The sequence below is a fragment of the Streptomyces sp. NPDC057486 genome, assembly GCF_042802415.1.
Lineage (GTDB): Bacteria > Actinomycetota > Actinomycetes > Streptomycetales > Streptomycetaceae > Streptomyces > Streptomyces yanii.
Genome location: NZ_JBHVEE010000105.1, coordinates 25,225 through 35,644, shown reverse-complemented (window position 1 = coordinate 35,644; position 10,420 = coordinate 25,225). Strand labels below are relative to the sequence as shown.

General features: G+C 71.4%; 9 protein-coding genes, 1 pseudogene and 1 riboswitch. Of the genes and pseudogenes, 1 reads left to right on the top strand and 9 read right to left on the bottom strand.

All coding sequences use genetic code 11. The annotated features are described in order from the left end of the window. Together ACFU6I_RS34960 and ACFU6I_RS34955 are read right to left on the bottom strand one after the other, a co-directional pair. A partial coding sequence (locus ACFU6I_RS34960; protein ID WP_384374262.1) for an ATP-binding cassette domain-containing protein occupies positions 1 to 325 on the bottom strand: 325 nt, incomplete at its 3' end. A 13-nt stretch (positions 326 to 338) separates the two neighbouring features. After that, positions 339 to 1,007, bottom strand: coding sequence for a DUF4097 family beta strand repeat-containing protein (locus ACFU6I_RS34955; RefSeq protein WP_384374259.1), 669 nt, complete (start codon positions 1,005 to 1,007; stop codon positions 339 to 341). Positions 1,008 to 1,574: 567 nt separating this feature from the next. Between ACFU6I_RS34955 and ACFU6I_RS34950 the strand changes: the two are divergent. After that, positions 1,575 to 1,895: pseudogene (locus tag ACFU6I_RS34950) on the top strand (PRC-barrel domain-containing protein); the annotation flags it as partial. Positions 1,896 to 2,006: 111 nt separating this feature from the next. On the opposite strand, the gene ACFU6I_RS34945 reads toward ACFU6I_RS34950, so the two are convergent. The 7 genes from ACFU6I_RS34945 to ACFU6I_RS34915 form a co-directional block, all read right to left on the bottom strand. Continuing rightward, positions 2,007 to 2,801 (bottom strand): ABC transporter ATP-binding protein, encoded by a 795-nt coding sequence (locus ACFU6I_RS34945; protein WP_384374255.1) that lies wholly within the window; start codon positions 2,799 to 2,801, stop codon positions 2,007 to 2,009. Further along, on the bottom strand, positions 2,798 to 3,892 hold the full coding sequence (locus ACFU6I_RS34940; RefSeq protein ID WP_384374252.1) for a FecCD family ABC transporter permease: 1,095 nt from the start codon (positions 3,890 to 3,892) through the stop codon (positions 2,798 to 2,800). The genes ACFU6I_RS34945 and ACFU6I_RS34940 overlap by 4 nt, the downstream gene beginning before the upstream one ends. Further along, on the bottom strand, positions 3,889 to 4,956 hold the full coding sequence (locus ACFU6I_RS34935; protein ID WP_384374249.1) for an ABC transporter substrate-binding protein: 1,068 nt from the start codon (positions 4,954 to 4,956) through the stop codon (positions 3,889 to 3,891). Before ACFU6I_RS34935 ends, ACFU6I_RS34940 begins: the two co-directional genes overlap by 4 nt. Before the next feature lie 35 nt (positions 4,957 to 4,991). Beyond that, positions 4,992 to 5,180, bottom strand: a riboswitch (cobalamin riboswitch). 80 nt (positions 5,181 to 5,260) lie between these two features. Next, the gene (locus ACFU6I_RS34930) at positions 5,261 to 6,484 is read right to left on the bottom strand and encodes a beta-ketoacyl-[acyl-carrier-protein] synthase family protein (RefSeq protein WP_384374246.1); all 1,224 of its coding nucleotides are present in this window, start codon (positions 6,482 to 6,484) and stop codon (positions 5,261 to 5,263) included. Then, positions 6,481 to 6,741, bottom strand: coding sequence for an acyl carrier protein (locus ACFU6I_RS34925; RefSeq protein WP_384374243.1), 261 nt, complete (start codon positions 6,739 to 6,741; stop codon positions 6,481 to 6,483). The genes ACFU6I_RS34930 and ACFU6I_RS34925 overlap by 4 nt, the downstream gene beginning before the upstream one ends. 285 nt (positions 6,742 to 7,026) lie before the next feature. Further along, positions 7,027 to 8,889 (bottom strand): acyl-CoA dehydrogenase, encoded by a 1,863-nt coding sequence (locus ACFU6I_RS34920; RefSeq protein ID WP_384374240.1) that lies wholly within the window; start codon positions 8,887 to 8,889, stop codon positions 7,027 to 7,029. A gap of 77 nt (positions 8,890 to 8,966) precedes the next feature. Then, positions 8,967 to 10,196, bottom strand: a complete 1,230-nt coding sequence (locus ACFU6I_RS34915) for a beta-ketoacyl-[acyl-carrier-protein] synthase family protein (RefSeq protein WP_384374237.1) — start codon at positions 10,194 to 10,196, stop codon at positions 8,967 to 8,969. Positions 10,197 to 10,420 lie beyond the last annotated feature (224 nt).

Here is a 10,420-nt window from a genome sequence, read left to right as displayed (position 1 = left end):
GGTGCAGGTCCGCCATGAGGAGCATGTTCTCCTCGCCGGTGATCAGGCCGTCGACGGCGGAGAACTGGCCGGTGACACCGATCGCGGCACGCACCGCCTGGGGGCGGGTGGCCAGGTTGTGACCGCCGATGTGGATGTCGCCGGTGCCCGGATCGGCGGAGATGAGGGTGGAGAGGATCTTCACGGCGGTGGTCTTGCCGGCGCCGTTCGGGCCGAGCAGGGAGAAGATCGTTCCCTCGGGGGCGGCCAGGTCGACGCCGTCGAGCACGACCGTGTCGCCGTAGGACTTGCGCAGCCCGTTCGCCGCGATGGCCAGGTCGGTCATGATGGGTGCTCCTTCAGAGGCTGCGCGCGGCGATGTCGCCGTAGGCGGTGGTCGCGTGGATGTTCAGGTCGGCTGCGGCGCCGTCGGTGTTCTTGAGCGCGTTGTGGATCCGGCCGTAGGTGGTGCCGGCGTCGAGGGAGGCGGAGACTCCACGGGCGGCGCCGACCGAGATCTCACCGGCCTCGGTGCGCAGTTCGACCGTGCCGCGCACGGCCTCGGCGATCCGGATGTCGCCCTTCTGGGTGCTGATCTCCGCGGGGCCGCCCAGGCGGCCGACCGAGACGTCGCCGGCGAGGAGGGTGAGGCGGGCGCTCGCGGCCTCGTCGAGCTCGACCGAGCCCTGCGCGCCCTCGAAGGCGACGTCGCCGAGTCGTCCGACGCCCCGGAACTCGGCGCCGGCCGTCTTCGCCTCGACGCGGGAGCCGGCGGGCAGCTGGACGGTCACCTCGATGGATCCGGAGCCGCCGAGGATCCGGTTCTTCGCCGAGGCCTCGATCCGCAGGACACCGTCGCCGTATTCGACCGTGGTCCGCTCCGCCGCCTTCACGTCGCGGTCCTTCGAGGCGTCCGCGGGCAGGACCTCGGCCGCGGTGTCGGCCCGGTCGGCGGCGATGAACCGGATGCGCCCGGCGGGGATGTCGAGGACGGCGGAGATCGGCGCGGGGGTGGCGAACTTCTGCATGGTGCTCTCCTGTCGGCTCGTTGTTTCTGACATCAGAAACGCTACGTTGCATTCACGAATCCATCAATACGTTCGTTGCGCATTACCAGCATTGACGCAGGTGAGAGCACGACAATCGTTGCAATGGTTTTAGATCTAACGCAATGGCGACCAGTCATTCATTGCAATGGATTGAGAATGAACGCTACGCCGGAGGCGTCAAGGAAGCATGAAGGGAGTTGCGGTGCCTGAAGCCGGGCTCACCCGGCAGGAACGCCGACGGATCGCACCGGGGCCGACCGACGGCCGCCGCGAGCGCCACGTCGGCGCGCCGTTCGGCCGGGCCGCCCGGGCTGCCGGTCCGCAGTCCCACGTACGTCTCCCCCGGCACGACCTCACCCGAACGGTCCAACGCCGGGCTGTTCCCCCACCACCGGCATCGCACGCTGCCGCCCCGGATGCGCCGGGCCACGGTTCCGGGCCGGGAAGTTGCATCGCCCATCCGGGTGAGGCGCGATGGAAGCCGGACGTGCCCTACCTCGGTGGAGCCGTCCACGGAACGCGCGCCCGGGCGAGGAGGAACCGGTCATGGGAGCCGCTGACGGTTTCACGGATTCCAAGGAGCTCGACGGCCTGACGGTGTACGACCCCAGGGGCGAGAAGGTCGGCACCGTGGGGCGGGTGTATCTCGACGACGCCACCGGCAGACCGGACTGGATCACGGTGAAGACCGGCCTGTTCGGCATGAAGGAGAGTTTCGTGCCCCTGGAGGGCGCTCGCCGGGTCGGCTCCGATCTGCACATCCCTCATCCGAAGGACCGCGTGAAAGGCGCCCCGAGAGTGGACGCGGATGCGCATCTCTCCGTCTCCGAGGAGGAGGAGCTCTACCGTCACTACGACCTCACCAGGTGAGTTCCGCGGCCGGTCCCGCTGGCCAGGGCAGGCGTGACTCCCGGGAGCGGACGGGCCAGGGGCGGGGCCGCACTGTGCCGGCGTCCGCCTCCAGCTCCGCATGTCCGGCTATTCCGCCCGTCCGGGCAGAAAGCGCACCGAGGGACGCCCGTCCGGGCCGTCCTGGGTGACCACCGCCCGTACCCGGTACACGTCCGCGATGAGTTGCTCGGTGATCACCTCCGCCGGGGTACCGGCGGCCACCACCCGACCCTCCTTCATGACGACGATCAGGTCGCAGAACATCGCGGCCAGATTCAGGTCGTGCAGGGCGATGACGCCGGTGACGGGCAGTGAGGTGACCAGGGACAGGAGCTCCAACTGGTGCTGGATGTCGAGATGGTTCGTCGGCTCGTCCAGCAGCAGTTCACGCGGCTGCTGCGCCAGTGCGCGGGCGATCTGGACACGCTGGCGCTCGCCCCCGGAGAGCGTGTGCCAGGACTGGTCGCTGCGTTCGGCGAGTCCGGTGCGTTCCAGCGCCTCGCGTACCGCTTCGTCGTCCGCGCGGCTGGGCGCCGACCAGGCGCGGCGGTGCGGAATGCGGCCGAGCCCGACGACGTCCCTGACGCGCAGCTCGACCTGGGTGTCGGCGTGCTGGTCGACCACGGCGACCCGCTGCGCGACGGTGCGCCGGCCGAGCGCTGCGAGCGGTTCGCCGTCGAGCGTCACCACGCCCGCCGCCGGCACGAGGACCCCCGCGAGCACCCGCAGCAGCGTGGACTTGCCCGACCCGTTGGGACCGAGGAGTCCGACGGTCGCGCCGGGCGGGGGGACGAGGCAGACCCCGTCGAGGACGAGACGGCCCCCCGCCTCCCGGGAGACCCGCTGGGCGCACAGACCTGCGGCGGTGCCGTTGGATGTCATGTGGTCCTCCGGGTGCGGTACAGGACCAGAACGAACGCGGGTACGCCGATGAGGGCGGTGACGACGCCCACCGGCACCTCCTGCGGGTCGAGGACGGTCCGGGCGAGCGTGTCGACCCAGACCAGGAACACCGCCCCGGCCAGCGCGGTGACCGGTAGCAGCCGCCGGTGCCCGGAGCCGCTGAGCGCCCGGGCGGCATGGGGCAGCACCAGTCCGACGAAGCCGATGGCGCCCGCCGAGCTGACGAGCGCGGCGGTCAGCAGCGCGGTCGTGCAGAGCAGCAGGATCCGGGCGCGGCCGACGTCGACCCCCAGTGCGGCGGCCGCGTCCTGACCGAAGGCGAAGGCGTCGAGCGTACGGGCGTGGCCCAGACAGATCAGCAGGGTCACGACGAGCACGGTGAAGCAGACCCACACATCGGTCCAGCCGACCCCGCTGAGCGAGCCGAGCAACCAGAACAGCACACCTCGGGTCTGCTCGGCGTCGGCCGAGGTCATCACCACGAAGGAGGTCAGTGCGGAGAACAACTGCATGGCCGCGACGCCGGAGAGGACGACCCGGTCCGTCGTACCGCCGAGGGTGTGGCTGAGCAGCAGCACCAGGGCGAACGAGCAGAGCGCCCCGACGAATGCCCCGGTCGAGACCGACACCGCTCCCCCGCCCACCCCGAGCACGACGACCACGACCGCGCCCGTCGACGCCCCGGAGGAGACGCCGAGGACGAACGGGTCGGCGAGCGGGTTGCGGAGCAGGGACTGCATGACCGTGCCGCACACCGCGAGCCCGGCGCCGCACACGGCGGCGAGCAGAGTACGGGGCATGCGCAGGTTCCAGATGATGCCGTCCCGGATCGGGGTGAGCCGCGAGCCGCCCACCCCGAGATGGGCGGCCACCGCGGACCAGACGTCGGCGACGGAGATCCGGGCCGGGCCGATGGTGACGGCGACGGCGACGGACAGCGCGAGCAGGGCGACGCCCGCGGCCCACAGCACACCGTCGCGCAGCCCCCGCGCGCCGGCGGCCCTGCGGTGCGTATCGGTTCCGGGTGCCTGCTCCGTACGTACCGCTGCGCCCCGTTCGGTGTCCGTCACCCGGCGAGCCCGAACGTCCGCAGCCCGGCGGCGACCTGTTCCAGACCCTCGACCGTCCGGATGGACGGGTTCATGGCCTGGCCGCTGAGGAGCACGTACCTCTTGTGCTTGACGGCGTCCATCTTCTTCGTCGCGGGATTGGACTCCAGGAACTCGATCTTCTTCGCGGCGCTCTCGGCGGTCTGTGCCTTGCGCGTCAGATCGCCGATGACCAGGACGTCGGGGTTGCGGTCGGCGACGGTCTCCCAGCTGATCTGCGGCCATTCCTCATGGGTGTCGTCGAAGACGTTCTTCGCTCCGAGCTCCCTGGTGATGACGCCGGGTGCGCCGCAGCAGCCCGCCAGGTACGGGGCCTTGGAGTCGGAGAACCAGTAGAGGAGGGTGGCGTCGGACGCGTCGATGCCGTCGGTGGCCGTCTTCACCCGCTCCCGCAGCCGGGCGACGAGCTCGTCTCCGCGCTGCTGGACGCCGAACACCGCAGCCAGGTCGCGCACTTCGCCGTAGACGCTGTCCATGGTCAGTGCTTCGGTACGCGCTCCGTCGCCGCCGCCGCTGTTGTCCTTGCCGGTGCAGTCGGCGGGCGACACGTAGGTGGGGACACCGAGCTCCTCGAACTGTTCCCGGGGGGCGACGCCGCCCTTGGCGAGGGTCGATTCGAACGAGGCGCTGACGAAGTCGGGTTCCTGGTCGAGGACCTTCTCCGACGACGGCCGGTTCTCCGAGAGGCGTGGCACCTTCGCGTTGGCCTTCTCCAGCCCCTTCATCACCGGGTCGGTCCAGGTGGCTGTGGCCGCCAGCCGATCGGCGAGGCCGAGGGAGAGCAGGATCTCCGTCGATCCCTGGTCGACGGAGACGGCGTGGTGCGGTGCGGCTGCGACGGTGACGGTGCGACCGCAGTTCCTGAGCGTCACCGGATAGCCTTCGCCACCGGCCGACTTGGCTGCAGAGTTGTCGGTCCCTCCGCCGCACGCGGTCAGCAGGAGAAGTGCCGCCGCGATCAGGGCGGCGGCGCGGACAGGGCTGGCTATGGACGGCACGGAGTCCCTCTGCGTCTCAGGGCTCATGCGCGGAGCCCGGTGTACGGAGTGCTGCCGCCCGGTACCGGGCGGCAGGTGCCAGCAGGTCTTCGGACTCGGGTTCCTTCGGACGGGACGCCTTCCCAGGACATCCGTGGACGTCCCAGTGGCCGTGGCCCCGCCCGTCCCCCTCACCGCTGCGCGTCAGCTCCGGATTCGCACCGGATTCCCTGACCCCTACGTGGAGTTTGACTGGCTTCGGCAAGCTATCACGCTGCCCCGCGCGGCTGGTCGGCGGTGTGGTGGGGCCGCAGGCGCCCCGGCCGTCCCGGCCCGGCCCGCTCCCCCATGCCTACGGGCGCTGGAGGGCGACCACAGCATTGTGGCCGCCGAACCCGAAGGAGTGGCTCACGGCGCGCCGGACGGGCCGCCGGCGAGGCTGTTCGGTGACGCAGTCGATGTCGAACTCGGGCGCCGGGGCGTCCAGGTTGGCGATCGGCGGAACGACGCCGCGTTGCAGCGTGAGGATCGTCAGCCCCGCCTCGATGGCTCCGGCAGCCCCCATGCAGTGGCCCAGTACCCCCTTGGGGGCGGTGACGGGTGGCCGGTGCGGGTAGGCCCCGCTGATGAGAGCGGCTTCGGTGGCGTCGCCCAGCGGTGTCGACGTGCCGTGCGCGTTGACGTGTTCGACGTCCTCGGCCTCCCAGTCCGCGTCGCGCAGCGCGGCCTCGACCGCGGCCCGGGCGACGGCGCCGGACGGATGCGGACTGGTGGGATGGTGGGCGTCGGTGGTGGCGCCCGTCCCGACGAGCAGCGCCCGCGGGACCGCTGCCCGGGCCCGTGCGTCGTCCGCCCGTTCCAGCACCATGACGGCGGCACCCTCGCCCATGACGAGACCGGCGCGGTCGGCCGCGAACGGCCGGCAGAGGCGGGCCAGGTCACCGTCCCTCGTCGCGGCGGCACCGGACCGGGCGAATCCGGTCATGGCGACCGGGAAGACGATCGACTCGGTGGCTCCGGCGATCGCGAGGTCGCACTGCCCGGTGACCAGCAGGTCCCGGGCGACGGAGAGCGCGGTGACCCCGGACGAACAGGCGGTGCACGGCGCCAGGCTGGGACCGGTCGCCCCCATCCGGATGGCGATCTCCGCAGCGGGCATGTTCGGAATGGTGAGGAGGATCCCCGCCGGTGAAGTGGCCTCCGGTCCGCGCCGGTCGAGGGCGACGGCCTGTTCGGTCAGGCCCGCGGAGCCTCCACTGCTGGTGCCGACGACCACGGCGACCCGGCTGCCGTCCCAGTCGGCCGGGTCCAGTCCGGCGTCCGCGACCGCTTCCCGCGCGGCGAGGACGGCGAACTTGACGTACCTCCCCATCCGGAAGGCCGCACGGCCGCCGACCGCCTCGTCCAGATCGATGCCGGAGACCGTGCAGGCGAAGTCGATCGCACAGCCTTCGAGCTCGGGGACGGTGCGGGCCGGTGAGACCCCGGCGCACACCCCGTCCCAGGTGGTGTCGGTGTCGTTGCCGACCGGGGTGATCATCCCCAGACCGGTGACGGCGACGGCAGGCCTGTTCATCGGGCGTTGCTCATCGCGGGATCGCCGCTCACCGCAGCATCGATGAACGTCGTGATGTCGGCGAGAGTGGCGTCCTTGTAGAGCTTGTCGGAGTCGGCCTCGACCCCCAGCGCCTCCTTGATGATGACGGCGAACTCGGCGACGGCGAGGGAGTCCATCTCCAGGCTGTCCATCGTGGAACCCGGAAGGATCTCGGCGGCGGGCACCTTGAAGGTGTTCGTGAGAACGTCGGTGATCTTGGGGTGAATCGCGCTCATGATCTTCCTCTTCGCTAGGTCGTACAGGTCGCGCACGTCATGCAGGTTCTGCCGATGCCCGGGACGGCGGAACGCACGGTCCCGACGCCGATGTAACTGACTCACGATGTGCCGGTTACGCCTTGCGGCGAACCGATTCGCCAACGATCATCCGCGGCTTCGTGCAGCACCGGGAAAGGACGGATGCGGTGCCCCGGTACACCGGCGGAACGGCCCGGACTCCGAGGGCCCCGACCGCGTCCCGTACCCGGCACAGCTGCCCGGCGGTTCGCACGCCCGAAGCCTTCACCGCTCCCCCTGCGCCCCCGTGGTGTTCCAGGACGCCTCCGGATCGTCGTACGCATCGACGTAGTCGGCGCCTGCGATGGGCCAGTCCGCGAACAGCTCGTCCGGCAGTGCGAAGGACTCGATCAGGGTGGGCAGATGCCCGGCGACGGCGGCGATGAGCTGCTCGACGGCGTCCGGCAGGGCATTGACCTGATCAATCGTCAGATGGCCTGCGGCGAGCAGGTCGCCACTGTTGCGGGCCACCCACTGAAGGGCGAACAGCCGCTCCAGCTCGGCCAGCCTCTCGCGGCCAGGGCCTTCGGGCAGTTCCGCGACCGCCTCCGCGTACGCCTCGGCCGCCTGTCGGCGGGCGTGCGCCTCGACGCCCCGCAGGGCGGGCCCGGACGCCGCGTTCCACCGCGCCAACGGATCACCGTGCGGTGCGCCGCTCATCCGCTCCCTGGCGCGGGCGAACCAGATGACCTCCACCTGCGCATGCAGCCACTCCAGGAACCGGGGGTCCGCGAGCTCTCCGGTGGCTCGGCCCGAGGTGCCACCGTCCTCGGCCGGTGAGGCGGCGAAGAGCATTTCCGCGGCGGCCTTGGCGTGGATGGCCAGGTTGTCGCCCTCGGCGGTGATCACCGCCTCCGCGCCGGTGATCAGCTCGGTCATGCCGTTGTTCTCCAACAGCCCCTGCGCTCCGCACCGTTCGCGGCATTCGACGACAACGACACGGGCCTGCCAGGTGATCCACCCCTTCGCGACGGCGACCAGCCGCTCCGCCTCGGCCCGTCCCGTCTCCGTGCCGGTCCCGAGCTGTTCCTCCCAGCGGTCGAGGGCCCTGCGGTGCAGAAGGCTCATCGCGAACACCGTGGCCATGGCCTCGGCGAGCGGGCCGTGATGGCTGCGGTGGGCGATCACCCGCACCCGTTCCGTCGCGCGTGGCCCGGAGATGTACCGATGGCCTCCGTAGCGCACGGCGACGGCGAGCGTCGCGCGCGCGGAGCCGACCGCACAGGCGCTCATGGAAATCTTGCCGACCGTGACGCGTGCGATCGACGTGAGGAAGCGACGCCTGCGGTTGGGCAGGACGCTGCTGAACTCCCCGTCGTCGCCGATCCGTCCGTGCTCACCGCCGAGCAGTGCGTCACGCCCCACGAAGACCCGGTCGAAGGAGGTCAGACAGTGGTCGACGGGGCTGCCCAGGCGCGCCGGAAGCCTGCGGACGCGTACCCCCGGGAGAGTGTCCGTGTCGTCGGTGAGCGGCACCAGGAAGAGAAAGACCCCGTGGTCGGCGCCGTCGGCGAGCAGGCGCGCCGCGACCAGTCCTGACTTGGGGCCGCCGGCCGGGCTGGTGTTGGGCATGAACTTCTGTGCCCCGGAGTGCGGGGTGTGCAGCACGAACCCGTCGCGTACGCGGTCGTACGTCGCCGTGGTCTCGACGGCCGCCGCGTCGTTTCCGTGCGCCACCTCCGTACAGAGGAAGGTGCCGATGCGCCGCAACCGGAGGAAGTCCGACAGGTCACGGGGGCTCTCGCCGGCGTGGTCGAGGAGGCTGCCGAGGAAGAGGTTGTAGTGGATGCCCGCAACGGTGGTGAGCGCCGGATCGACCGGGCCGAGCCACTCGTGCAGGGCGGCGAGGGCGCGTGGGTCGACAGCGGGCCCGGCCGCGCTGTCGAGCGCGCTGTTGAGGATCCTCAGCCGTTCGTACGTCAGGGCGAGACGCTCGTCGGGACCGCCACCGACCGGGCGGCGGAACGGTTCCGTTGAGATCAGCCGCCGCCAGGAGCCGTGCTCCTGAAGGAAGTTGCCGCCGTAGATGACGCCCCTCAACACGTCAGCAAGGGTGTGGCCGGTGGTGCCGTCGATCGTTGCGGTCATGAACTGGAGAACGATGCAGGAGCGGCAAGGACACAACCCTTGCCGCTCCCATCGGGACCTGTGGGCGCCTCGACCGGTCAGGCGCGCTGGAAGGCGAGAGCGACGTTGTGTCCGCCGAAGCCGAAGGAGTGGCTGACGGCGCGCTCGACGGACTGCCGGCGCGGCTCCTTGGTCACGCAGTCGAGCGCGAACCCGACCGGCGGCGCATCCAGGTTGGCGATCGGCGGCACGATGCCCTGCTCCAGGGTCAGTACGGTCGCCACCGCCTCGATCGCCCCGGAGGCGGCGAGGGTGTGTCCGACCACGCCCTTCGGGGCGGTGACCGAGGGCCGGTGCGGGAAGAGCCGGGAGATGAGCGCGGTCTCCATCGCGTCGTTCAACGGAGTCGACGTGCCGTGCGCGTTGATGTGGTCGACCTCGCGGGGCGCCCAGCCCGCCTCGCGCAGCGCCGCCTCGACCGCCCGCTGCGCACCGCGCCCGTCGGGTGTCGGGGCAGTGGGGTGGTGGGCATCCGTACTGGAACCCACGCCGGTCAGCAGCGCCCGTGGGTGTCGGCCGCGGGCGCACGCGTCAGCGGTCCGCTCCAGCACGAGCACGGCGGCACCCTCCCCGATGACGAACCCGTCCCGGTCCATGGCGAACGGCCGCGACGCGCCCGCCGGATCACCGGTCCGGGTGGACAGCGCCCCCATCTTCGCGAAGGCCGCCACCACGAGCGGGGTCAGCGCGGACTCCGAACCTCCCGCCACGACCACATCGCATCGGCCCCTCGTCAGCAGGTCACGGGCGACCGCGATCGCGGTCGCCCCGGACGCGCAGGCGGTGGCGGGCGCCAGACTGGGGCCCTGGGCACGCAGCTCGATGGCGAGCTCCCCGGCCGCCGCGTTCGGAATCATCATCGGCACCAGGAGCGGGGAGACGGCCCCAGGTCCTGCGCCGTCGAGCTTGCGAAGGTTGTCGACCAGGACGGACACACCGCCCACACCGACGCCGAGCACCACGCCGACCCTGCTCGCGTCCCAGTCCCCCGGCGAGAGTCCGGCGTCCGCGACGGCCTGCCGGGCGGCGATCAGCGCCAGCTTCACGAACCGCGCCATCCGCCACACCGAGCGTCCGCCCACCGCCGCGTCCAGGTCGAGTCCGTCGACCGGGCAGGCGAAGTCGACCGACAGCCCAGCCAGTTCGTCACAGCGCCGCGCAACGGAGTGTCCCGCGCACAGCCCTGCCCAGAAGGCGTGTTCATCGGCGCCCGCAGGGGTCACCAGCCCCACTCCCGTCACTGCGACCCCGGTGTCAGCCTGCGTCATGTGCCATTCCTTCCGTCGCCCTCTGTGCGTGGTCCGTACGGGCTCCCGGCCGGCGAAGTACGGCGGATCCCCGAGGTCGGACCACCCCCGGAGGCGGTGAGTCCGCGTACCGCTGCCCGCCCCGTGTCCGGCCGCACGCCCGGCGTCGAGTACGCATCCCCCGTCACTCGCTGCTCCGACATCCCGCAACCGATCGGGCCCGCCGGCTGGCGAACGGCCGTCAC

Coding starts and splice junctions, on each gene's coding strand:
- ACFU6I_RS34915 (WP_384374237.1), bottom strand. CDS start 10,196: ATGACGCAGGCTGACACCGGGGTCGCAGTGACGGGAGTGGGGCTGGTG.
- ACFU6I_RS34935 (WP_384374249.1), bottom strand. CDS start 4,956: ATGAGCCCTGAGACGCAGAGGGACTCCGTGCCGTCCATAGCCAGCCCT.
- ACFU6I_RS34955 (WP_384374259.1), bottom strand. CDS start 1,007: ATGCAGAAGTTCGCCACCCCCGCGCCGATCTCCGCCGTCCTCGACATC.
- ACFU6I_RS34945 (WP_384374255.1), bottom strand. CDS start 2,801: ATGACATCCAACGGCACCGCCGCAGGTCTGTGCGCCCAGCGGGTCTCC.
- ACFU6I_RS34920 (WP_384374240.1), bottom strand. CDS start 8,889: ATGACCGCAACGATCGACGGCACCACCGGCCACACCCTTGCTGACGTG.
- ACFU6I_RS34930 (WP_384374246.1), bottom strand. CDS start 6,484: ATGAACAGGCCTGCCGTCGCCGTCACCGGTCTGGGGATGATCACCCCG.
- ACFU6I_RS34925 (WP_384374243.1), bottom strand. CDS start 6,741: ATGAGCGCGATTCACCCCAAGATCACCGACGTTCTCACGAACACCTTC.